The sequence below is a fragment of the Streptomyces sp. NPDC059874 genome (assembly GCF_042731135.1).
Lineage (GTDB): Bacteria > Actinomycetota > Actinomycetes > Streptomycetales > Streptomycetaceae > Streptomyces.
In genome coordinates this window covers 58,467-79,583 of sequence record NZ_JBHWJY010000003.1, presented here as the reverse complement: position 1 = coordinate 79,583, position 21,117 = coordinate 58,467, and the positions used below count along the sequence as shown (strand labels likewise).

22 protein-coding genes are annotated in these 21,117 nt (G+C 73.2%); 21 read left to right on the top strand and 1 reads right to left on the bottom strand.

Annotated elements, in window-relative coordinates:
* Positions 1 to 140: 140 nt before the first annotated feature.
* The 19 genes from ACFV9H_RS02715 to ACFV9H_RS02625 all read left to right on the top strand — a co-directional run bounded on the left by ACFV9H_RS02715 (position 141) and on the right by ACFV9H_RS02625 (position 18,828).
* Positions 141 to 1,055: an ATP-binding cassette domain-containing protein gene (locus ACFV9H_RS02715; protein ID WP_385392311.1), complete on the top strand. Its 915-nt coding sequence runs from the start codon at positions 141 to 143 to the stop codon at positions 1,053 to 1,055.
* Positions 1,056 to 1,057: 2 nt separating this feature from the next.
* Positions 1,058 to 1,828 carry an ABC transporter permease subunit gene (locus ACFV9H_RS02710; RefSeq protein ID WP_385392308.1) on the top strand — a complete coding sequence of 257 codons (771 nt, stop codon included), beginning with the start codon at positions 1,058 to 1,060 and terminating at the stop codon, positions 1,826 to 1,828.
* A 132-nt stretch (positions 1,829 to 1,960) separates the two neighbouring features.
* Positions 1,961 to 2,086 (top strand): lasso RiPP family leader peptide-containing protein, encoded by a 126-nt coding sequence (locus tag ACFV9H_RS02705; protein ID WP_385392305.1) that lies wholly within the window; start codon positions 1,961 to 1,963, stop codon positions 2,084 to 2,086.
* Positions 2,087 to 2,460: 374 nt separating this feature from the next.
* Complete coding sequence (locus ACFV9H_RS02700; RefSeq protein WP_385392302.1) at positions 2,461 to 4,296, top strand: asparagine synthase-related protein; 1,836 nt, start codon at positions 2,461 to 2,463, stop codon at positions 4,294 to 4,296.
* Entirely contained in the window at positions 4,293 to 4,553 is a 261-nt protein-coding gene (locus ACFV9H_RS02695; RefSeq protein ID WP_385392299.1) for a lasso peptide biosynthesis PqqD family chaperone, read from the top strand. The genes ACFV9H_RS02700 and ACFV9H_RS02695 overlap by 4 nt, the downstream gene beginning before the upstream one ends.
* Positions 4,550 to 4,981, top strand: coding sequence for a lasso peptide biosynthesis B2 protein (locus tag ACFV9H_RS02690; RefSeq protein ID WP_385392296.1), 432 nt, complete (start codon positions 4,550 to 4,552; stop codon positions 4,979 to 4,981). The genes ACFV9H_RS02695 and ACFV9H_RS02690 overlap by 4 nt, the downstream gene beginning before the upstream one ends.
* Positions 4,978 to 5,946 carry an ATP-binding cassette domain-containing protein gene (locus ACFV9H_RS02685; RefSeq protein ID WP_385392293.1) on the top strand — a complete coding sequence of 323 codons (969 nt, stop codon included), beginning with the start codon at positions 4,978 to 4,980 and terminating at the stop codon, positions 5,944 to 5,946. The genes ACFV9H_RS02690 and ACFV9H_RS02685 overlap by 4 nt, the downstream gene beginning before the upstream one ends.
* Positions 5,947 to 5,948: 2 nt before the next feature.
* On the top strand, positions 5,949 to 6,842 hold the full coding sequence (locus ACFV9H_RS02680; RefSeq protein WP_385392290.1) for an ABC transporter permease: 894 nt from the start codon (positions 5,949 to 5,951) through the stop codon (positions 6,840 to 6,842).
* 94 nt (positions 6,843 to 6,936) lie between these two features.
* Positions 6,937 to 8,178, top strand: coding sequence for a sensor histidine kinase (locus tag ACFV9H_RS02675; protein ID WP_385392287.1), 1,242 nt, complete (start codon positions 6,937 to 6,939; stop codon positions 8,176 to 8,178).
* Positions 8,175 to 8,858 carry a response regulator gene (locus tag ACFV9H_RS02670; protein ID WP_385392284.1) on the top strand — a complete coding sequence of 228 codons (684 nt, stop codon included), beginning with the start codon at positions 8,175 to 8,177 and terminating at the stop codon, positions 8,856 to 8,858. Before ACFV9H_RS02675 ends, ACFV9H_RS02670 begins: the two co-directional genes overlap by 4 nt.
* 31 nt (positions 8,859 to 8,889) lie before the next feature.
* On the top strand, positions 8,890 to 10,062 hold the full coding sequence (locus ACFV9H_RS02665; protein ID WP_385392281.1) for an FAD-dependent monooxygenase: 1,173 nt from the start codon (positions 8,890 to 8,892) through the stop codon (positions 10,060 to 10,062).
* 93 nt (positions 10,063 to 10,155) lie between these two features.
* A complete protein-coding gene (locus ACFV9H_RS02660; RefSeq protein WP_385392278.1) occupies positions 10,156 to 10,932 on the top strand; it encodes a hypothetical protein in 777 nt (258 codons plus the stop codon).
* Entirely contained in the window at positions 10,932 to 11,693 is a 762-nt protein-coding gene (locus ACFV9H_RS02655; protein WP_385392275.1) for a hypothetical protein, read from the top strand. Before ACFV9H_RS02660 ends, ACFV9H_RS02655 begins: the two co-directional genes overlap by 1 nt.
* Before the next feature lie 11 nt (positions 11,694 to 11,704).
* Positions 11,705 to 12,871, top strand: a complete 1,167-nt coding sequence (locus ACFV9H_RS02650; protein WP_385392272.1) for an inositol-3-phosphate synthase — start codon at positions 11,705 to 11,707, stop codon at positions 12,869 to 12,871.
* Positions 12,868 to 13,815, top strand: a complete 948-nt coding sequence (locus ACFV9H_RS02645; protein WP_385392269.1) for an SCO3242 family prenyltransferase — start codon at positions 12,868 to 12,870, stop codon at positions 13,813 to 13,815. Before ACFV9H_RS02650 ends, ACFV9H_RS02645 begins: the two co-directional genes overlap by 4 nt.
* Positions 13,812 to 15,350: an EboA domain-containing protein gene (locus ACFV9H_RS02640; protein WP_385392266.1), complete on the top strand. Its 1,539-nt coding sequence runs from the start codon at positions 13,812 to 13,814 to the stop codon at positions 15,348 to 15,350. The genes ACFV9H_RS02645 and ACFV9H_RS02640 overlap by 4 nt, the downstream gene beginning before the upstream one ends.
* Positions 15,320 to 16,213 carry a TatD family hydrolase gene (locus ACFV9H_RS02635; protein ID WP_385392263.1) on the top strand — a complete coding sequence of 298 codons (894 nt, stop codon included), beginning with the start codon at positions 15,320 to 15,322 and terminating at the stop codon, positions 16,211 to 16,213. The genes ACFV9H_RS02640 and ACFV9H_RS02635 overlap by 31 nt, the downstream gene beginning before the upstream one ends.
* Before the next feature lie 13 nt (positions 16,214 to 16,226).
* Entirely contained in the window at positions 16,227 to 17,417 is a 1,191-nt protein-coding gene (gene eboE, locus ACFV9H_RS02630; RefSeq protein WP_385392260.1) for a metabolite traffic protein EboE, read from the top strand.
* Positions 17,418 to 17,421: 4 nt separating this feature from the next.
* A complete protein-coding gene (locus ACFV9H_RS02625) occupies positions 17,422 to 18,828 on the top strand; it encodes an alkaline phosphatase family protein (protein ID WP_385392257.1) in 1,407 nt (468 codons plus the stop codon).
* Here the strand turns inward: ACFV9H_RS02625 and ACFV9H_RS02620 are convergent.
* Entirely contained in the window at positions 18,755 to 19,543 is a 789-nt protein-coding gene (locus ACFV9H_RS02620) for a BTAD domain-containing putative transcriptional regulator (RefSeq protein ID WP_385392254.1), read from the bottom strand. The two genes, ACFV9H_RS02625 and ACFV9H_RS02620, sit on opposite strands and share 74 nt — an antisense overlap.
* Positions 19,544 to 19,754: 211 nt before the next feature.
* Here ACFV9H_RS02620 and ACFV9H_RS02615 point away from each other — a divergent pair, with 211 nt between their 5' ends.
* Positions 19,755 to 20,450, top strand: a complete 696-nt coding sequence (locus tag ACFV9H_RS02615) for a DUF3105 domain-containing protein (protein WP_385392252.1) — start codon at positions 19,755 to 19,757, stop codon at positions 20,448 to 20,450.
* Entirely contained in the window at positions 20,447 to 21,109 is a 663-nt protein-coding gene (locus tag ACFV9H_RS02610) for a DUF305 domain-containing protein (RefSeq protein ID WP_385392249.1), read from the top strand. The genes ACFV9H_RS02615 and ACFV9H_RS02610 overlap by 4 nt, the downstream gene beginning before the upstream one ends.
* The last annotated feature ends 8 nt before the right edge of the window (positions 21,110 to 21,117 follow it).

The following is a 21,117-nucleotide window of genomic DNA, read 5'->3' as shown; positions in this document are numbered from 1 at the left end:
CCCGGGGGGGGGGGGGGGGGCCCCCCCCCCCCCCCCCCCCGGCGTGCTCCCGGCCTGATCGACAAGACACCCCCTCGGTCCCCGGGATGACATCCTCCGGCCCGATGTGCCCGGACCGGCCGCGCGCCAGGCTGGGGATCATGATTGAGGTAGACCGACTCACCAAGCGGTACAGGACGACGACGGCCGTCGACGGGTTGACCTTCACGGTCGAACCCGGCCGTGTCACGGGCTTCTTGGGGCCCAACGGAGCAGGCAAGTCCACCACGATGCGGGCCATGATCGGGCTCGACCGCCCGACCTCCGGACGGGTCCTGATCGACGGCAGGCCCTACACGGAACTGAGGCATCCCCTGCGCGAGGTCGGCGCGCTGCTCGACGCCAAGGCCCTGCACGGCGGCCGCACCGCCCGCGCCCACCTGCTGGGGCTCGCCCGCAGCAACCGCGTCCCCGAGCGGCGCGTGGACGAGGTGTTGGACGTCGTCGGCCTCACCAGCGCGGCCGGCAAGCGCACCGAGGGCTTCTCCCTAGGCATGGCCCAGCGGCTCGGCGTCGCCTCCGCCCTGCTCGGCGACCCGCCCGTCCTGCTCCTCGACGAGCCGGTCAACGGCCTCGACCCCGAGGGCATCCTGTGGATCCGCGGGCTGATGAAGAAGCTCGCGGCGGAAGGGCGCACCGTCTTCGTCTCCAGTCACCTGATGAGCGAGATGGCGCTGACAGCCGACCACCTCATCGTGATCGGCCGGGGCAGGCTCCTCGCGGACACCTCGGTGGACGGGTTCATCGCACGCAACTCCCGCGCCTACATCCTGATCCGCACCCCCGAACCGGAGCGGATGCGTGACGTGCTCGCCGATGCCGGCATCCACACCGACGACGGACCCGACGGAACGCTCGAAGCGGTCGGCACCTCCTCGGAGACCGTCGGAGAGCTCGCCGCTCGCCGCGGGGTGATCGTCCATGAGATCAGCCCCCGCACCGCCTCGTTGGAAGAGGCCTTCATGCAACTCACGGCCGATGCGGCCGAGTACCGTGCGGGCAAGGAGGTGCGGTGACCATGACGGACACCCGCGCGGCCATCGCGTTCGAATGGACCAAGATCCGCAGCGTCCGGTCCAGCCTGTGGAGCCTGATCCTGTGCTTCCTCGTCAGCGTCCTCATCGCCCTGCTCTTCGGCTGGGTGCTGCGCGGTGCCTACGACGACATGAGCGCCGAGAGCAAGGCGAAGTTCGACCCGGTCGGATCCGGCTTCAACGGGCTACGGCTCGGCATGATCTCCCTGATCGTCTTCGGTGTGCTGACGGTCACCGGTGAGTACAGCTCCGGCACGATCCGCGGCTCGCTGGCGGCCGTCCCGCGGCGCGGCGTCTTCTACGCGGCCAAGGTGCTCACCGGCACCGCCATCGCCCTGGTCGTCTCCACGGTGGTCGTGCTCGTCACCTTCTTCACCGCGCAGACCGCCATCGGCGAGGCCCACAACGCCTCGATCACCGATGACGGGGCGCTCCGCGCCGTCGTCGGCTCGATCCTCTACATGACCTTGATCTGCGCGTTCTCGATGGGCCTCGCGACGGTCCTGCGCAGCCCCGCGCTCACCCTCGGCATCCTCGTGCCGCTGTTCTTCATGGTCTCGGAGATCCTCAACAACCTGCCCGGAGTGCAGAAGGCGGCCCAGTTCCTGCCCGACGCGGCAGGGGGGATCATCATGCGCCGCGAACCCCAGGAGCACATGATCCTCACGGCGTGGAGCGGCATGGCCGTCCTCGTCGCCTGGGTGGCCGTGGCCCTCGTCGGCGGCTATCTGGCACTGAAGCGGCGCGACGCCTGAGCCACCCCGCCCGGACACGGGACGCGGACGGGACGGTGTGCCCAGGAGCCCGGGACGACAGGCCGCCTACGTTGTGCGTGACCCCGGGGTGCGACCCCAGTCGCACCCCATCCCGGAACAAGGAGGGTGAACATGGCCACGCACGAGGAATACGAGGCGCCCGCGATCGTGGAGGTCGGCGGTTTCGCGGAGCTCACGCTCGGCGCCGGTCCGGCGGACTGCGTCGACTGGTGGGGCGGCGACGCCTGGTTCTGCTGAGCACCTCGGTGAGGCGGTGACCCACCGCCGCACATCCGGTCGGCGGAGCGGCTCCGGCGGACACCCGCCGGAGCGGCTCCGCCGCTGCGCAGTGCCGTGACCGGAACGGTTCACCGGGTCGCGACGCTCCCCCAGCCACCGCTGGGAGGTGCCCTGGTGCTGCGGCCGGAAAGGTTCACCGGGTCACGGCACCCGGCACGGCACCTCGCCGCGTCGTCGGACCGCGCAAGTACGTCCAGTACGAGACGCGGTCCTCCGCCTTGCGATGCTTCCCCCCGGCCCTGCGGGCCTGGGGAGACCCCATGCACCGGACGCCGCGCCCCGGCAAACCATTCCGGCCACGGCACTGGACACGCTCACCCGAAGAAGGGGACATGGAGTTTCTGATCCTTCCCGACTGCGCCGCCGCGGAACCCCTCGCGCGTGCGGTGACCGGCCCGGGCGTCCGGACCGTCGCGCACGCCTCGGGCCGGCCCTGGCTGGTGGGTCGTTGGAACGACGACGCGTGCGTCGTCGTCGACGGCGGCCACAACCGGCTCGTGCTCCTCGGCCCCACGCGCGCCGACACCGGCCCCCTCGGCCGGCTCCTCGCGAACTCGCGCTCACCGCACGACCTCGACTCCCTCGCCCGGTCGCTGCCCGGCAACTTCCACCTCGCCGCGTCCTTCGACGGCCGCACCCGCACCCAGGGCTCGCTGTCCACCGCACGCCACGTCTTCCACGCCCGCATCGACGGTCTCACCGTGGCCGCGGACAGCCCGAGCGGGCTGACGGCCCTCATGGAGACCGGGCTGGACGAGGAGGCACTCGCCCTCCAGCTGCTGCTGCCCGTGCCCTGGCCACTCGCCGGACGCCCGGTGTGGACGGGAGTGCGCTCACTCGACTTCGGCTGCTGGCTGGACGTGGGACCCGACGGCGAGGCCCGCGAGGTCTCCTGGTGGACCCCGCCCGAGCCCGCCACCCCGATCTCCCGGGCGGCCGAGGCGATCCGCGAGGCACTGGCCGACTCCGTGGCCGTGCGCGCCGCCCGCCAGGAGGTCGTCAGCGCCGACCTGTCCGGCGGCCTCGACTCCACCAGCCTGTGCCTCCTCGCCGACAGGACCGACGCCCGCCTGGTCACCCACCACTGGAAGCCGATGGACCGCGCCAACGCGGACACGACGTGGGCGAGAAGGGCGGCCGAGCTCATGCCGTCGGCCCGGCACCGTTTCGTGGACGTGGCCGAGGGCCCGCTCTGGTACGAGGCCGCGCCCGACCGGGATGGCGCGCGCGACGATGTCGAGGGGCCCCTCGTGTGGACCCGCAACCGCGCCCACACCGAGAGCCTGGCCCGCACCGTCCGGGCCGAAGGGGCGTCCCGGCACCTCATCGGCGTCGGCGGTGACGAACTGTTCGGCGTGTCCCCCCAGTTCGGCTGGTCGCTCATCCGCAGCGACCCGCTGCGGGGAATCCGGACCGTGCGCCGGTTCCGCTCCGTCAACCGATGGCCGCTCGGCGCCACCGTGCGCTCGCTCGCCGACCGGTCCTCCTTCTCCGACGCCCTGGCCCGAGCCGCCCTCCACCTCGCCGACCCGCCGGCCCCCCGCTTCACACCGCCGTCGGGTTGGGGCCGCGGCGATCTGCGGATGCCCGCGTGGGCCACTCCCGACGCCGTCGCGGTCGCACGCCGCCTGCTGACCGACACGGCCGCCCGTCGGCCCCGTCCGCTGCACCCCGACCGGCTCCAGCATCAGACACTGGAGGTCACGGTGCTCAGCGGGCACGCCGCCCGTCAGCTCAACCGTTCCCTGCGCCCCTTCGACGTCACCTTCGAAACGCCCTTCCTGGACGATCGGGTGATCGAGGCGGCCCTTTCGGTGCGCGTCGCCGACCGGGTCGTGCCCGGCCGTTACAAACCGGCGCTCACCACGGCCCTGCGCGGCGCCGTGCCCGACGCCGTGCTGGACCGGCGCGACAAGGGCGCCTTCGGCCAGGAGGCGTACGAGGGGCTCTACCGCAACCGCGAACGGCTCGCCGGGCTCTGCGACGACCTGCGCCTCGCCGAGCACGGACTGGTCGACGCCGACGCCCTGCGGGCCGCGCTGTACCGGCCGATGCCCGGCACCCGTTCGCTGACTCCCTTCGAGAACACCCTGGCCTGCGAGACATGGCTGCGGTCACCGAGTGCCGTCGCCCCGCTCGCCGCGTCCCCCGCCGGAGGACCCCGATGACGTACACGCTGGAACCCGAAGTCCTGGCCACCGACGTCGAGGACGGTGTCGTCCTCCTCGACCAGCGCACCGGCCGCTACTGGCAGCTGAACCGTTCCGGCGCGGCCACCCTGCGCCTGCTGCTGGACGGCAACTCCGCCGAGGAGGCCGCCAAGAAGCTCGCGCTGGGCCGTCCGGACGCCGCGGAACGGGCGCGCACCGACGTCCGCGCCCTGCTGGACACCCTGGTCAAGGCCCGGCTGGTGGTGGGCTCATGAGCATGCCCGTCGTCTCCGAGCGGTCCGTCACGATCAGCTGGCACCGGCACGTCACCGCCCGGTGCGCGGTGGGCGCCGCCCACCTGCTCGCCAAAGTGCCGCCGCGCCGGCTGCGCCGCGTCCTGGAGGTCGTCTCGCGCGGCTCCCGGCCCGCCACCGCCTCCCAGGCCCTCGACGCACGGAGTTCCGTGGTGTCGGTGAGCGCCTGGTGCGCCGGACAGGGCTGCCTGGAGCGGTCCATCGCCACCGTGTTGCTGTGCCGTCTGCACGGTGCGTGGCCCGACTGGTGCACGGGCGTGCGCACCCAGCCGTTCCGCGCCCACGCCTGGGTCGAAGCGGAGGGCCGGCCGGTCGGGGAGCCCGACGACACCGGGCTGTTCCGGGCCATGATGAGCGTCCGCCACACGTCCGGGGAGAGGTCCCGATGAGCGGCCGGCACGCGGTGCTCGTGGAAGGCCTGCGCAAGACGTACGGCACCCACGAGGCCGTCGTCGACCTGGACCTGGCCGTCGCCCCCGGCGAGACCTACGGCTTCCTGGGCCCCAACGGCGCGGGCAAGAGCACCACCATCGGCATGCTCTGCACCCTGCTGCGGCCCTCGGCGGGGCGGGCCGAGGTGGCCGGACACGACATCGCCCGCGAACCCGACGCGGTCCGGCGCGGCATCGGCCTGGTCTTCCAGGAGTCCACCCTCGACGGGGAGCTGACCGCCGAGGAGAACCTTCGCTTCCAGGCGGACCTGTTCGGGCTGACCCGCTCCCGGGCCCGCCGGACCATCGCCGAGCTGCTCGACCTCGTCGAGCTGACCGCGCGCAAGGACGCGCCCGTGCGCACCTTCTCCGGCGGCATGCGCCGCCGGCTGGAGATCGCCCGCGGACTGCTGCACACGCCCCGCGTGCTCTTCCTCGACGAACCGACCACCGGCCTCGACCCGCAGACCAGGGTCGCCATCTGGGAGCACCTGCACCGGCTGCGCAGGGAGCAGGACATCACCATCTTCCTCACCACCCACCATCTGGAGGAGGCCGAGCACTGCGACCGGATGGCGATCATGGACCAGGGGCAGCTGGTGGTGGAGGGCACGCCCGCCGAGCTGAAGGCGGTCGTCGGCGCCGATCTGGTCGTGCTGCGCACCGGCGACGACGAGCGGGCGGCCCGGGCCGTGCAGGACCGGTTCGGCCTGAAGGCCGAGGCCGCACCCGACGGCGTACGCCTGCGCACCCAGGACGGCGCCGGGTTCGTGCCCCGGCTCTGCGCGGAACTCTCCGTCCCCGTCCACGCGGTGACCGTGACCCCGCCCACCCTCGACGACGTCTTCCTGCACTACACCGGCCGCACCATCCGGGAGGCCGAAGGTCCGCAACAGCCGCCCCACTTCGGGCCGAGGAGGTAGCCATGGCACAGACCGAGGTGCACGGCCCGCGTACGGGACCCGGCGACCCGTCCGGCCCCGCCCCCGGCGCACCCGCGCCACGGGACGCAGGTGGCGGCCTGGCCCGCGACCTGCGAACCGTGAAGGTGCTGTGGCACCGGGAGACCATCCGCTTCGGCCGCAACAAGCTCCGCATCGCCATGGGCATGGTCACACCGCTGATGTTCCTGCTCGTGCTCGGCACCGGCCTGAACTCCGCCATGTCCGAGGACAGCCTCCGGGACTTCCGGGCCTTCCTCTTCCCGGGCGTCGTCCTGATGTCGGTCCAGGCACCGGCCATCGCCGTCGGCGCCTCGATCGTGTGGGACCGGAAGTCCGGCTTCCTGCGGCAGATGCTCGTGGCACCGGTGCGCCGCAGCGCCATCCTCGTCGGCACCTGCCTGGGCGGAGCCACCTCCGGAGCGGCCTACGGCGTGCTCGTGCTGCTCCTGGGGCCCGTCGTCGGAGTGCCCTACCACCCGCAACTCCTCGTGGTACTGCTACAGGTCGTCCTGGTGTCCTTCGCGTTCACCGCCCTCGGAGTCGCGGCGGCCGTGTGCATCCGGCGTCCCGAAACCTTCCAGGTGGCGGTCAGCCTGTGCATGATGCCGCTCTTCTTCCTCTCCGGGGCCATGTTCCCCGTCGACGGACTGCCCGGCTGGCTCGGCGCGGTGGTCCGGGTCAACCCGCTGACGTACGCCGTGGACGCGCTGCGCCGCACCATGCCCGGCGACGCCGCGACGGCCATGGGCGGCGGATCGACCAGCCCGCAGTGGTGGGGCTGGACCCCGTCCGTGCCGGTGGAGACCTGTCTGGTCGCGGTCCTCGCCGTCCTCGCCCTGGCCGTCGCGACCCGCAGGTTCTCCCGGGTGGAATGAGGGCGTGGGCGCCGGGTCGGCCGACCCTCTCCTACCAGGGGCTGTCATCCCGCGGCACGAGGCCCGGGCACCGGACGACGGCTAGGGTCGGACGATGGATCACCCCGAAGCCCGGCCGCTGTTCGGACGGCGGCTGACCCCGGCGCAGCTCATCGCCCTCGACTGCCTGGCCGCGGCCGGCTACGTCGCGCTCCTGCTGGTCCTGTGGCACACCCGTGCGGAACCCGGACCCGACGGCCTGCCCGGCTGGGGCGCCGACGTCCTGGTGGCCGCCACGGGCCTGCCCGCCGCGGTCCGCCGGTTGTGGCCGCTGCCGGTGCTCGCCGTCACCCTGCTCGTGTCGCTGGCCTCGGTGGGCCTCGGTGCCGTCACGGACCCGTTCCTGGCCGTGGCGTTCGTGCTCTATCCCGTGGCGCTGGCCGGCTTGGCACAGCGCTGGACGCCCTTCGCGGTGGCCGGATTCATCGGCCTCGGCGGAATGATCGCCACCGAACCCCGCAGCCCGTACGCGTACTGGTGGCTGGAGGGACCGGGCCTCATGCTCCTCGGCTGGGCGCTGATCGCCGGTTCCTGGGCGCTCGGCAACGCCGTGCGCGAGCGACGGTCCTACGCGGCGCAGGCCGCCCAGGAGCTCGCCGAGCGGGCCGTCGCCGAGGAACGCATGCGGATCGCCCGCGAACTGCACGACGTCGTCGCCCACAGCATCGGTGTCATCGCCGTCAAGGCGGCCGTCGCCAACCACGTCGTCGCCACCCGGCCGGAGGAGGCCGGCGACGCGCTGCGGGTCATCGCGGCCACCAGCCGCGACGCCCTCCAGGAGATGCGCCGCCTGCTCGGCATCCTGCGCGCCGAGCACACCGGCGCCCGCACGGACGCCGACCTCCGCCCGATCCCGGGGCCCGCGGGACTCGCCGGGCTGGTTCGCAACGCCACCGAAGCCGGGCTCCGCGTCCGGCTCGACGCGCCCGATCCGGACGACCTCGACGACCTGCCCGAGGCACTCGGCCTGACCCTCTACCGCGTGGTCCAGGAAGCCCTGACCAACGCCGTCAAGCACGCGGCGCCGGCAGACTGCAGTGTCGTGATCACCAGAGACGAACGACACGTGACGATCGACGTGAGCGACGACGGCCGGTCCGACCGCCATGGCGGGCCGGACCGGGGCGTCGCGACCGTGCCCGCCCCGGACGGCGGGCACGGCCTCATCGGCATGCGCGAGCGGATCGCCGTGTACGACGGGGAGTTCTCGGCCGGCCCGCGCCCGGGCGGAGGGTTCGGCGTCTTCGCCCGTCTGCCGCTCGACCCGGTCGACTCACACCGGGGGGCGGCCCGATGAGCGGGGACATCCGTGTCGTCGTGGCCGACGACCAGGCCCTGCTGCGGGGCAGCTTCCGCGTCCTCATCGAGAACGAGCCGGGTCTGACCGTGGTCGGCGAGGCCGCCACCGGGCGCGAGGCGGTCGACGTGGCCGCCCGCGAGCACCCCGACGTCGTCCTGATGGACGTCCGGATGCCCGAGATGGACGGCATCGAAGCCACCCGCCGGATCTGCGGATCGCCCGACATGTCCGGGACCCATGTCCTGATTCTGACCATGTTCGACCTGGACGCCTACGTGTACGATGCGTTGCGCGCCGGCGCCGGCGGCTTCCTGCTCAAGGACACTCCGCCCGCCGACCTGCTCACCGGGGTACGGGTGGTCGCCTCCGGCGAGGGGCTGTTGGCCCCCTCCGTGACGCGGCGCCTCATCGAGGAGTTCGCCCGCGGCCCCGAGCGCGAACCGCGTCCACCGAACCACGCGTTGGAGCGGGCCGGGATCACCGACCGCGAGCGCCAAGTGCTCACCCTGATCGCCCGCGGGCTGACCAACTCGGAGATCGCCGAGCGCCTGCGGCTGAGCGTGCCCACCGTAAAGACCCACGTCAGTCACCTGCTGACCAAACTCGACAGCCGCGACCGAGCCCAACTGGTCATCCTCGCCTACGAGACGGGACTGGTGTCGGCCGGCTCGCGGTGAATCCACCCGCGACCACACACGAGGGGATCTCATGCCGAACACCCTGCCCGCCCCGCACGTCGCCGTGGCCGGCGCCGGCCTGGGCGGTCTCGCCGCCGCCGGCGCCCTGCTCGCCGCCGGCGTCACCGTCGACGTGTACGAACAGGCGCCCGCACTGCGCGAGACGGGCGTCGGGATGCACCTCGGACCCAACGGCGCCCGCGTCCTCTTCCGTTGGGGACTGGAGGAAGCGCTGCGCGCGGTCGCCGTCCGACCCGAGGCGCTCGAGGTGCGCGCCCAGGACGGCCGACTCCTCGCCCGCCGTCCGATGGGCGACACCTGGGAGAAGGAATACGGCGCCCCCCACCTCACCGTGCTCCGCAGCGACCTGCACGCCCTGCTCGCCGCCCGGGTGCCGGCCGAGCGGATCCACCTGAACACGCGTCTGGCGTCCTGCACCCCGGACGGAGACACGGTCCGGCTCCGGTTCGCCGACGGGCGCGAGGCCGCGGCCGATGTGCTCGTCGGCGCCGACGGGGTGCACTCGGCGGTGCGTCGCATCGTGGCGGGAGAGGAGCGTCCCGTCTTCTCCGGGGCGAGCGCGCTGCGCGGGGCCGTGCCCGCCGCCGAGGTCCCGGGACTCGCCCCCGACACCATGTACATGTGGGTCGGCCGGCAGGCCCGGCTGCTCGTCGTACCGGTCGACGCGGGACGTCGGCTGACCTACGTGGCCGTCCTGCCGGACACCGGCCCCGCGGAGGAGTCGTGGAGCGCCACCGGTGACCGGGAGGCACTGGCCGCGACGTTCGAGGGCTGGCACGAGGACGTCACGGCCCTGGTGCGGGCCGCCGGAACACCGGGCCGCTGGGCGCTGTACGACCGGGAACCGCTGTCGCGCTGGGGCCACGACCGCGTCACGCTCCTCGGCGACGCCGCACACCCGATGCTGCCCCACCACGGCCAGGGCGCCGGGCAGGCCCTGGAAGACGCCGTCGCCCTCGCGCACTTCCTCGACGGCACCCCCGCCGGACTCCGCCGCTACGAGGAGTTCCGGCGCCCGCACACGACCCGGGTCCAGCTCGGTTCGAGGGGCGGCGGAACGCAGAAGGTACGGTCCTCCGGCGACGGGGCCGCCGACGGCGCCGGCAGCGGCTTGGACCAGGTCGTGGAGGACGTGTCCTGGATCCACCACTACGACGTCGAAGCGGCCCTGGCCGACATGTAGACGTATAGAAGGAAGCACAGAACAACGACAGGCGACCGTATAACCCCCGCTCCTAGCCTCGCGGCAGCAACGTCGCAGCCAGGAGGAGACCACATGTCGCATCACGTGGACCGACGACAGATCCTGAGGGTTTCGCTGGGAGTGGGGGCCGCCGCGGCCGTCGGCCTGATGGGCGCGGGACCGGCCGCGGCCGCCGGCCCGCACGACGAGTTCCCCGACGTCCCCGGCATGAGCGGGGACCGACGGGCCAACGAGTTCTGGTACCAGCTGGACGAGGCGACACTGTTCCATTCCACCCAGGAGGTGAAGGACGCCTACCGGGACATCAAGGCGCACGTCGGCAACATCGAGCGCGGCATGCGTGAGAAGTGGCTCGAAATGGTCGCCCAGCCCAACTACCCGAACAATTACGCCGAGTTCCTCGCGCCCGTCAAAGGCCCGCTCGAAGTGCTCTCGCGCACGCAGCTCGGTGTGATGGACCGCTACTACGGCCCGCGCCATCACCGCCTCGTCCAGGCCTTCGGCTGGTTCGGGGAAGGCGTGCTGTACGACCCGCGCGGACGCGCCCCGTTCCTCGTGCACACGATGAACTCCACCCCGGTCATGCCGCCGCCCGGCTACCACACATGGTACGCCTACCTGCGCGGCATGATGCTGCTGGACATCGACTGCCGGCGCTGGGAGCGGATCGCCCCCGCCCTCGCCTTCGCCTGGGCGGTCCAGAGCACCGCCAAGCCCGCCCAGGACAAGGTCAACCCGCCGCTTCCGGCGCACACCGTGCGCCGGCTCGCCGCCACCTGGCTGGTCAAGGACACCGACACGCTCGACCAGGACTTCCGGTCCTTCCCCCACCCCCAGGGGATGAGCTGATGGCGGCCGGCCCGGGACGACGCACCGTCCTGAGGGCGTCGGCCGCACTGGCCGCCGGGACCGCCCTGCCCGTGGTGGGCGGCGCCCTGCCCGCCGCCGCGGCACCCTCCGGCACCGAACTGCCGGAGATCCCGGGCATGCTGGGCGACCGCCGTGCCAACGAGCTGTGGTACCTGCTGGACCAGGCCTCCCTCTACCACCCGTCGCCGGAGTTCAAGGACGCCTACTACGCCCTCGTCGCGCTCTACGGCCCCGGGTGGGACAACGTCCTGCTCAACACCTGGCGCCGGATGGTGACGGCTCCCGAGTACCCGGCGAACTTCACCGACTTCGTGGCCCCCGCACGGGCGCCGCTGGAGGTGATGTCACAGGTCCAGCTGGAGGTGTTCGACGCGGTCTACCGTCCGCGCGACCCGGGCCTCGTGCGCGCCTTCGCCGAGTTCGGACAGGGCCTCCTGTACGACCCGCGCACCAAGGCCCTGCACATCATGACCGGCCGTCCGCCGGGCGGCTATCCCGTCTGGCACGTCGTCATGCGGGCCACGATGCTCCTCGGCATCGACGCCGGCCGCTGGGCACACCTGGCGCCGCTCAACGCCTTCGGCTGCGCCGTGCAGCTCGAGGCCGACCCGGATCTGGAGCACGTCAACGCGCCGCTGCCCGACCGCACGGTACGGCGGCTCGCGGCCCACTGGCTGCACCGCGGCGTCCGGCAGCTGGACGTCGACTTCCAGTCCTTCCCCTATCCGCAACAGCCGTGAAGGAAGGTGCCATGCGCACGGGAATCTGGCTGGTGGGCGGCCGCGGTTCGGTCGCGGCGAGCACCGTGGCCGGCGCGGCGGGTGTCCGCGCGGGACTCCTCCCCCCGACAGGCGTCGTCAGCGAGCTCGCCCCCTTCCGGGACGTGCCCCTGCCCTCCTTCGACGATCTCGTCTTCGGCGGACACGACCCCGCGACCACCGGACTCGTCAAGCGCGTCGAGCGCCTCGCCGCGGACGGGGTCGTCCCTCCCGATCTGCCCGATCTGGTCCGCCCGGACCTCCAGGCCGCCGACGCCGAGATCAGGCCCGGCCTGACCGGCGCCGGCCATCCGGCGGGCACCGCGGACGCCGCCGTCGACGCACTCGCCGCCGACATCGCCGACTTCCGCCGCCGGACGGGCGCGGACCGCGTGGTCGTGGTCAACGTCGCGACCACCGAGCCGCCCGCCGGGCCGCATCCCGCACACGCCTCCTGGGAGCTGCTCGAAGCGGCACTGCGCGACCCCGACGACGCGGGCGTCCTGCCGGTCGGTTCGCTGTACGCCTGCGCCGCGCTGCGGGCCGGCTGCCCCTTCGTGGACTTCACGCCGTCGGCCGGCGCCCGTCTGCCCGCGCTGGACGAACTCGCCCGTCAGCGGGGGCTCCCGTACGCCGGCAGCGACGGCAAGACCGGCGAGACCCTGGTGAAGTCCGTACTCGCCCCCATGTTCACGCGACGCGCGCTGCGCGTGCGCAGCTGGTCGGGAACCAACCTGCTCGGCGGCGGCGACGGAGCCGCGCTCGCCGACCCCCAGCGGGCCGCTGCCAAGATCAGGTCCAAGGACCGGCTGCTCCGGGAGCAGCTGGGAGGGTCGGTGCAGGGTGGCGTGCACATCCACGAGGTGGCCGACCTGGGGGAGTGGAAGACGGCCTGGGACCATGTCACCTTCGAGGGGTTCCTCGGCGCGCGCATGACCCTTCAGTTCGTCTGGCAGGGCTGTGACTCCGCGCTGGCCGCACCGCTCGTCCTCGACCTCGCACGGTTCATGGCGCTCGCCCACCGGGCCGGCGTCAGCGGACCGGTCCCCGAACTGGGATTCTTCTTCAAGGATCCCGTGGCCTCGGACGAGCACGCGCTGGACCGGCAGTTCGACGAGCTGGTCGGCTGGGCGCATCGGCTGACCGAGGCGGCCCGATGAGCCCGGGGGACCGACTGGGCGCGTACGCAAGGCTGGTGCGGCTGCCCGCCGCGCTCACGGTGCCCGGCGACATCCTCGCCGGCGCCGCGGCGGGCGGGGTGGCGCTCCGGCCGCGCCTGCTCGGACCGATCGCCTCCTCGCTGTGCCTCTACTGGGCCGGCATGGCCCTCAACGACTACGTCGACCGCGAGCTGGACGCCGAGGAGCGCCCGGAACGCCCCGTCCCGGCAGGGGAGATCAGCCCGGCGGCCGCTCTCGGGACCGCCGTCGCCCTCACCGGCTGCGGTCTCGGCCTCGCCGTGCTCGGCGAGGGCCGGCGGGGGCTGGTCACCGCCGTGCCGCTGACCGCGGCGGTATGGGCGTACGACACCCTCGCCAAGGACCGCGCGGTCGGACCGCTGGTGATGGGCGCCGCCCGTGGCCTCAACGTCCTACGCGGCGCCGACCGCTTGCCGGCGGCCCTGCCGGCGGCCCTCATCCTCGCCCTGCACACCGCTTCGGTGACCGCGCTCAGCCGCCACGAAGCGGCGCCCCCGCCGGCCCGGGATCCGGCCCCCGCCCGGGACCCGGCCGTCGGGACGAGCGGCCGGCGCCCGCGGGCCGACGGACAGCCGGTACGGGCCGTCGCGGCCGGCTCGCTGGTGGCCACCGCGCTCGCCGGCTGCGCCGCCGTACTCGCGGCCAGGGGCGCCGTGCGCCGGGACCGGGCCCTCGCCGGCGCGCTCGCCGCGGGCTTCCTCGCCGCGGCCGGCCCCGAGCGGCTGGCGGCGGTGCGCAAGCCGACCCCGTACTACGTACGCCGTGCGGTGGCGGCCGGCATCCACGCGATGGTGCCCCTCCAGTCCGCGCTGACGGCGGCGGCCGGCCGCGGTGGGCCGGGACTGGCCCTGCTCGCCGCCTACCCGCTGGCCCGGCGCCTGAGCCGAAAGGTCTCCCCGACATGAGAAAGCGCGCTCTGACGTACGCCTACGGCACCAACGGATTCGGTGACCACACCCTCGACGAGACCCTGGACGTGGTGCACGCCCTCGGCTACGGGGGCGTCTCCATCACCCTGGACCGCCGCCACCTCGACCCGTTCGCGGACGACCTCGACAGCCGTCTCGCGCACCTCCGCGGCCGGCTCGACGAGCTCGGACTGGCGGCGGTCGTCGAGACCGGCGGCCGGTACCTGCTCGACCCCTGGAACAAGCACCACCCCACCTTCTTCGACGACGGACGGGAACTGCGCGTCGACCTGCTGCGCCGCGCCATCGGCGTCGCCGCCCGACTGGAGGTGCCCGTCGTCCACCTGTGGAGCGGGATCCGGCCTCCCGAGGTCGACGAGAACACCGCCTGGGACCGGCTGCTCGCCGCCTGCGAGATCGTCACGGTCGAGGCCGAACGGCACGGCGTCCGGCTGGGCTTCGAACCCGAACCGGGCATGTTCGTCGACACCCTCGACCGGTTCGACGAGCTCTGCGCGCGCCTCGGCGAACCCCCCGCCCTCGGACTCACCCTGGACATCGGGCACTGCCGCTGCCTGGAACCGGAGTCGGTGGCCGCATGCGTGCGGCGGGCCGCGCCCCGCCTCGTCCACGTACAGATCGAGGACATGCGGCGCGGCACCCACGAGCACCTGGAGTTCGGGCACGGCGAGATCGACTTCCCGCCGGTCCTCGGCGCCCTCCTGGACGTGGGGTACCGCGGCCTGGTCTCCGTCGAACTGCCCCGGCACAGCCACGCCGCACCGGCGACGGCCCGGAGCTCGCTGGCCTTCCTCCACGCCGCCGAGCAGGGCGCGGACGCCGCCGACACCCTGTGGGACCTCCTGCCCGGCGGCGCCGCCGGCTGGACCCGCGAAGGGCAGCACACGCTCGCCGTGAACCCGGGCGCGGTGACGGAACTCTTCCCCGTGGCGGGACGGTGGTGCGGCCGCGAGCCGTTGCCGGGCACCGACCCCGGACCCTTCGCGTGGACCGTCGACGACGCCGTACGCACCCTGCTGCTCGACGCGCCGGCCCTGCGAGGCCCCGAACTCCCCTCCCTAATGGCCGAGTTGTACGGACACGGCGACGCGGCCGAGCGACGTGGCGTACTGCGGGCCCTGCCCGTCCTCGACCGGGCGGGACGGCTCGGCGACACCGCACTGCCGCTCGTCCATGACGCGCTGCGCACCAACGACACACGACTGATCGCCGCCGCGCTGGGCACGGCCCCGACCGCACCCGGCTACGCCGCCCGCCGGCTCGACGACCGGACCTTCCGCCAGGCCGTGCTCAAGTGCGCGTTCACCGGGATTCCCCTGGACCGCGTGACCGGGCTGACGCAGCGCGTCGACCCCGAACTGGTCCGCATGGTGCGGGCGTACGCGGAAGAACGCCGCACCGCCGATCGCGAAGTGGCCCGCGACGTCGCGGACTTCCTCGCCGCCCACGACACCGAACAGCACACGGAGGGAGCGCCGTCGTGCGCATCTTCGATCCTCACATCCACATGACCTCCCGGACCACCGACGACTACGCGGCGATGGCCGCTGCCGGGGTCCGGGCACTCGTGGAGCCGTCCTTCTGGCTCGGCCAGCCGCGCACCGGCGTCGGCACGTTCACGGACTACTTCGACGGCCTGCTCGGCTGGGAGCCCCACCGTGCCTCCCAGTTCGGCATCCGGCACCACTGCGCCCTCGCGCTCAACCCCAAGGAGGCCAACGACCCCCGGCTCACCGGTGTGCTCGACCTCCTGCCGCGCTACCTGGCCAAGGACGGTGTGGTCGCCGTCGGAGAGATCGGCTACGACTCGATGACGCCGGCCGAGGACGAGGCGTTCGCCCGCCAACTCGAGCTCGCCCTCCACCACGGCCTTCCGGTGCTGGTCCACACCCCGCACCGGGACAAGGCCGTCGGTACCCGCCGCACCCTGGACGTCGTCCGTGAGTCGGGCATCGACCCAGCCCGCGTGGTCGTCGACCACCTCACCGAGGGGACCGTCGACATGGTCGCGGAGAGCGGCTGCTGGATGGGGTTCTCCGTCTATCCGCAAACGAAGATGAGCGAAGAACGGATGGTGCGCATTCTCAGCCGCCACGGCACCGAGCGGATGCTCGTGAACTCGGCCGCCGACTGGGGCCACAGCGACCCCCTCAAGACGCGGGCGACCGCCGACGCGATGCTTGCCGCCGGATTCGGTGACGACGACGTCGACCGCGTGATGTGGCGGAACCCGGTTTCCTTCTACGGGCAGAGCGGCCGACTGGTCCTGGACGCGGCCGACGACGCGGCCGACGAGGTGACCGACGCCCGGACCGGGCCCGAAGTCCCCACTGTCGCCTACGCGGGCAACTCCCTCGCCCGCGGCGGCGAGTGAGACCGGAGGACCGATGCGACTGCGGCACCCGGACGGCACCGTCATCCACCTCGCCTACTGCACCAACGTGCACCCCGCCGAGGACCTCGACGGAGTCCTCGCCCAACTCGCCCGCTACGCCGAGCCGGTGCGCCGCCGGCTCGGCGCGGCCCGGCTCGGCGTCGGCCTCTGGCTGTCCCGCACCGCGGTCACCGAGCTGACCGCGGACCCCGAGGCCGTCGCCCGGATGCGCCGGGAACTGGACGCACGCGGACTCGAGGTCGTAACCCTCAACGCCTTCCCGTACCAGGGCTTTCACGCGGGATCCGTGAAGAAGTCCGTCTACCGGCCCGACTGGTCCGAACCCGCGCGGCTCGACCACACCCTCGACTGCGCCAGGCTGCTGGCCGCGCTGCTGCCGCACGACGCCGCCCGCGGCTCCGTGTCCACCCTCCCCCTGGCCTGGCGCGAAGAATGGACCGCCGACCGGGCCGACCGCGCGGCCCGCCATCTGGACCGGCTCGCACAAGGTCTCGAGGCTCTCGCCGCCGACACCGGCCGCATCGTACGGGTCGGCTTCGAACCCGAACCCGGCTGCCTGATCGAGAACACCGAGCAGGCCGTACGCCTGCTGGCCGCCGTCGACCCGCGGTGGCTCGGCGTCTGCCTGGACTGCTGCCACACCGCCGTGGGCTTCGAGGACGGGGCGACCGCCTGCGCCCGGCTGGCCGCCGAGGGACTCCCCGTCGTCAAGGCACAGGTCTCCTGCGCCCTGACCGTCGACGACCCACAGGACCCGGCGGCCCGCGCCGCCCTGTGGGAGTTCGCCGAACCACGGTTCCTCCACCAGACCCGCGAGTCGCTGGGCGGCCGGCTGCTCGCCGTCGACGACCTGCCCGACGCGCTCGGCGGAGCGCTCCCGGGAGCCGGCCCCTGGCGGATCCACTTCCACACCCCCCTGCACGCCGACCCCAGGCCCCCACTGCGCTCCACCCGGACCGAACTCCCGGCCATGCTCGCAGAACTCGTCGGCGGTCCGTCCCCGCGCACCGACCACCTCGAGGTGGAGACGTACACCTGGTCGGTGCTGCCGTCCGCCACCGCCCCGCGCCCGGGTGGCGGCGGCCCCCGGGACGCCGACCTGATCGACGGCATCGCCGGCGAACTGGCCTGGGCCCGCGACACATTGACCCGACTCGGACTCAAGGACGAAAGCACGAGGTGACTTCGTGAACCGGCTCCTGGTGCTCGACGTCGTGGGACTCACCCCACGACTCCTCGCCCACATGCCCCGCCTCCGCGCGCTGGGAGAGCGCGGCTTCCAGGCCCACCTGGAGACGGTGCTGCCCGCCGTCACCTGCACCGTGCAGTCCACTCTGCTCACCGGCGAGACGCCGGCCGTGCACGGCGCGGTCGCCAACGGCTGGTACTTCCGCGACCTCGGCGAAGTGATGCTGTGGCGACAGCACAACCGGCTCGTCGGGGGCGAGAAGATCTGGCAGACCGCCCGCCGGACCCGACCCGACTACACCGTCGCCAACGTGTGCTGGTGGTACGCGATGGGAGCGGACGTCGACTGGACCGTCACCCCCCGCCCCGTCTACCACGCCGACGGCCGCAAGGAGCCGGACTGCTACACCCGCCCCCCGTCGCTGCACGACGAACTCACCGACCGGCTCGGCGACTTCCCGCTCTTCCGGTTCTGGGGGCCGACAGCGGACATCGCGTCCTCCCGCTGGATCACCGACGCGGCCCGGCACATCCTGCGCACCCACCGCCCCGACCTCAGCCTCGTCTACCTGCCCCACCTCGACTACGACCTGCAGCGGTACGGCCCGAACGGCCGGGAAGCCGTCCGGGCGGCCCGCGAACTCGACCGCACCCTGGCCCCGTTGCTCGACGACGCCCGCCGTGCCGGGGTGACTTCCGTCGCGCTCGGCGAGTACGGGATCACCGCGGTCTCCCGCCCCGTGGACATCAACCGCGCCCTCCGCCGGGCCGGACTCCTCGAGGTCCACACCCAGGCCGGCATGGAGTACCTCGATCCCTGGACGTCCCGGGCGTTCGCCGTCGCCGACCACCAGGTCGCGCACGTGTACATCGCCGATCCGGCCGACGTCCCCGTCGTCCGACGGGTACTCGAGTCGCTGCCGGGCGTGGGGACGGTCCTGGACGAGACAGGCCTCAAAGAACACGGACTGGACCACCCCCGCTCCGGCGAGCTGGTCGCCCTGGCCGAAGCGGACGCGTGGTTCACGTACTACTACTGGCTCGACGACGCCCTCGCTCCCGACTTCGCCCGGCTCGTGGACATCCACCGCAAGCCCGGGTACGACCCGGCCGAACTGCTCTTCGACCACACCGACAGCCGGGTGAAGTTCCGGGCGGTCGCGGCTCTGGCCCGCAAACGCCTGGGCATGCGCTACCTCGTGAACGTGGTGTCCCTCGACCCCGGCCGGGTGCGCGGCAGCCACGGGCTGCTGCCCGCCCACCCCGAGGACGGCCCCGTCCTGCTGTGCGACGACCCGGCGGCCGCCCGTCCGCGGTACGCCGCCACCGAGGTCAAGGAGCTCCTGCTGCGCCTGGCAGGACTGCCGCACGATGCCGCGGTTCCTCCCACGCGAGCCCTCCGTTGAGGACCGCGCGGTGCGTGGCGGTCAGGGCGGGGCCGGGATCGACGCCGAGTTCCTCGGAGAGCAGCCGCCGGCCCTCGTTGTACACGGCGAGGGCCTCCGCCTGCCGCTCGCACCGGTAGAGCGCGGTCATCCACTGGGCCCGCAGCCGTTCGCGCAGCGGGAAACGTGCCACCAGACCCGTGAGTTCGGCGACCATCTGACGGTGCTCACCGAGGGCCAGCTCCGCCTCGAGCCGGCTCTCCAGAGCCGCCATCCGCGCCTCGTCGAGCTGCGGGGTCTCGGCCTCCCGCAGCTGGTCCGTGACGCCTCCCAGCGACGGTCCGCGCCAAAGGTCCAGGGCCGTGCGGAGAAGTCGCGCCGCCCGGTCGGGGCGGCCCTCGCGCAGCGCCTCGTGACCGGAGCGGGAAAGCCGGTGGAACTCCGCCGCGTCGAACTGCGCGGAACCGATGCCGAGGCGGTAACCGGCCGGTACGCGGACGAGGTCGACCGCCGCGCCGAGTCGCATCCGCAGCCGCGAGACGTACGTGTAGAGCTGGGCGTTCACCGTGGCGGGAGGCCGCTGCCCCCACAGCAGGGCGATGAGGCGCTCGTCGGACAGGACGCCTTCCCGGGCCAGCAGCAGGGCCGCGAGCAGGGTCCGCTGCTTGCGGCCCTGGATGGGGACCTCCCGGCCGTCGGTACACACGCGCAGCGGTCCCAGGATGCCGAATTCCATCTTTCTCCCACCGTTCGTCGTGCATGCCGGTACCGCGGTACCGCGGCCGGGTGCCGGAGATCGCCGAGCGTAGGACGCCCCGTGTCCCGGGAGCGTGGGACAACCGCCCCGACACCGTCCTGGGAGCGGGTCGGGACCCTGGCCCCAGGACTTGAGGACCGGACCGTTCCTACCCTTGGGCCGTCGACCCCCGTGACCCGAGAGGCCGCCCATGTACCAGGAGCAGCGCCCGCCCAGCCCCCCGTCGGCCGGTCGCGACGACGATGCCCGGCGGGCCCGGCTCGACGAGCTGCGCCGGCAGGACGAGCGGAGACTCCGCCGCGGCAAGCGGCTGCGCGCCGGGGCCACGATCGGGGGCGCGCTGGCGGCGGTGGCCCTCGTCCTGAGCCTGTTCGCGAGCCTGCACGGCAGGCCCGCCCCGAGCTCGGCCGAAGATTCCGGAATCGACCCGGACCGGGTCAACGTCCCCGGCGAGACGCTCCACCGGGACCTGCAGCGGGGCCACGTCAAGGGCGACGTCGACTATCCCGCCGACGTGCGGCCTCCCGTGGGAGGCCCGCACGACCCGCGGTGGCAGAACGCCAACGGTGACGTCTACACCCGGCCGCTCCGCGAGGAGAACGCCGTGCACGCCCTGGAGCACGGCGCGGTGTGGGTGACGTACTCCGGCGAGCTTCCCCAGGCAGAGGTGGAGAAGCTGCGCGCCAAGGTGGCGGGTGTCCCGTACCGGATGATGAGCCCGCTGCCCGACCAGGAGAGCCCCGTCCGTCTCACCGCCTGGGGACATCAGCTGTCCGTGGAGTCCGCCGCGGACGAGCGGGTGGACGCCTTCTTCGACGCCTACGTCCAGGGACCCCAGGCACCCGAGCAGGGTGCCCCGGTCACCGGTGGCAAGGAGACCCCGTGACCGGCCGGCGTCCGGCGCGCGGCTGGGCGACGGCTGCCGCCGTTGTCGTCCTGCTCGCGGGCGCCCTGCTGCTGACCGGTCTCTCCCGCGGTGTCCCCGCGGAGGCCGGGGCGCCGGCCGAGGGCTCGGTCGCGGTCGGATTCAGCCGTGACATGGCCGTCCACCATCAACAGGCGGTCGAGATGTCCTTGTCCGTCCTGCGCAACGGAGCCTCCGAAGAGGTACGGACGCTGGCGTACGACATCGCCAACACCCAGGCCGCACAGCGCGGCATGATGCTCGGCTGGCTCCAGCTGTGGGGCCGCACCCCCACCACGAGCGGGCCGCCCATGCGCTGGATGGGCATGCCGCCGACGAGCGAGGAGGACCGGAGCCGAGGGGTCCTCATGCCCGGCATGGCGAGCCGCGCCGACATGGCCGCACTCGACGCGGCACGCGGCGACCGGGCCGACGCCCTCTACCTGCGCCTGATGATCGAGCACCACCGGGGCGGGGTCCACATGTCCGAGGCGGTCACCGCGGACAGCACGCCCCCGGTCGTGCTCCGGTTGGCGCAGGGGATGACCCGGGGCCAGCGGGCGGAGCTGGAATTGATGCGGTCCCTGGCGAAACGGTTCGACGCGGTGGACGCCGTCGGCCACGAGGGTGAACCTCAGTAGCATTCGAC

Bases quoted from the DNA above. Each gene is read 5' to 3' on its own strand.
- ACFV9H_RS02715 (WP_385392311.1), top strand. From the start codon at position 141: ATGATTGAGGTAGACCGACTCACCAAGCGGTACAGGACGACGACGGCC.
- ACFV9H_RS02710 (WP_385392308.1), top strand. From the start codon at position 1,058: ATGACGGACACCCGCGCGGCCATCGCGTTCGAATGGACCAAGATCCGC.
- ACFV9H_RS02705 (WP_385392305.1), top strand. From the start codon at position 1,961: ATGGCCACGCACGAGGAATACGAGGCGCCCGCGATCGTGGAGGTCGGC.
- ACFV9H_RS02700 (WP_385392302.1), top strand. From the start codon at position 2,461: ATGGAGTTTCTGATCCTTCCCGACTGCGCCGCCGCGGAACCCCTCGCG.
- ACFV9H_RS02695 (WP_385392299.1), top strand. From the start codon at position 4,293: ATGACGTACACGCTGGAACCCGAAGTCCTGGCCACCGACGTCGAGGAC.
- ACFV9H_RS02690 (WP_385392296.1), top strand. From the start codon at position 4,550: ATGAGCATGCCCGTCGTCTCCGAGCGGTCCGTCACGATCAGCTGGCAC.
- ACFV9H_RS02685 (WP_385392293.1), top strand. From the start codon at position 4,978: ATGAGCGGCCGGCACGCGGTGCTCGTGGAAGGCCTGCGCAAGACGTAC.
- ACFV9H_RS02680 (WP_385392290.1), top strand. From the start codon at position 5,949: ATGGCACAGACCGAGGTGCACGGCCCGCGTACGGGACCCGGCGACCCG.
- ACFV9H_RS02675 (WP_385392287.1), top strand. From the start codon at position 6,937: ATGGATCACCCCGAAGCCCGGCCGCTGTTCGGACGGCGGCTGACCCCG.
- ACFV9H_RS02670 (WP_385392284.1), top strand. From the start codon at position 8,175: ATGAGCGGGGACATCCGTGTCGTCGTGGCCGACGACCAGGCCCTGCTG.
- ACFV9H_RS02665 (WP_385392281.1), top strand. From the start codon at position 8,890: ATGCCGAACACCCTGCCCGCCCCGCACGTCGCCGTGGCCGGCGCCGGC.
- ACFV9H_RS02660 (WP_385392278.1), top strand. From the start codon at position 10,156: ATGTCGCATCACGTGGACCGACGACAGATCCTGAGGGTTTCGCTGGGA.
- ACFV9H_RS02655 (WP_385392275.1), top strand. From the start codon at position 10,932: ATGGCGGCCGGCCCGGGACGACGCACCGTCCTGAGGGCGTCGGCCGCA.
- ACFV9H_RS02650 (WP_385392272.1), top strand. From the start codon at position 11,705: ATGCGCACGGGAATCTGGCTGGTGGGCGGCCGCGGTTCGGTCGCGGCG.
- ACFV9H_RS02645 (WP_385392269.1), top strand. From the start codon at position 12,868: ATGAGCCCGGGGGACCGACTGGGCGCGTACGCAAGGCTGGTGCGGCTG.
- ACFV9H_RS02640 (WP_385392266.1), top strand. From the start codon at position 13,812: ATGAGAAAGCGCGCTCTGACGTACGCCTACGGCACCAACGGATTCGGT.
- eboE (WP_385392260.1), top strand. From the start codon at position 16,227: ATGCGACTGCGGCACCCGGACGGCACCGTCATCCACCTCGCCTACTGC.
- ACFV9H_RS02620 (WP_385392254.1), bottom strand. From the start codon at position 19,543: ATGGAATTCGGCATCCTGGGACCGCTGCGCGTGTGTACCGACGGCCGG.
- ACFV9H_RS02615 (WP_385392252.1), top strand. From the start codon at position 19,755: ATGTACCAGGAGCAGCGCCCGCCCAGCCCCCCGTCGGCCGGTCGCGAC.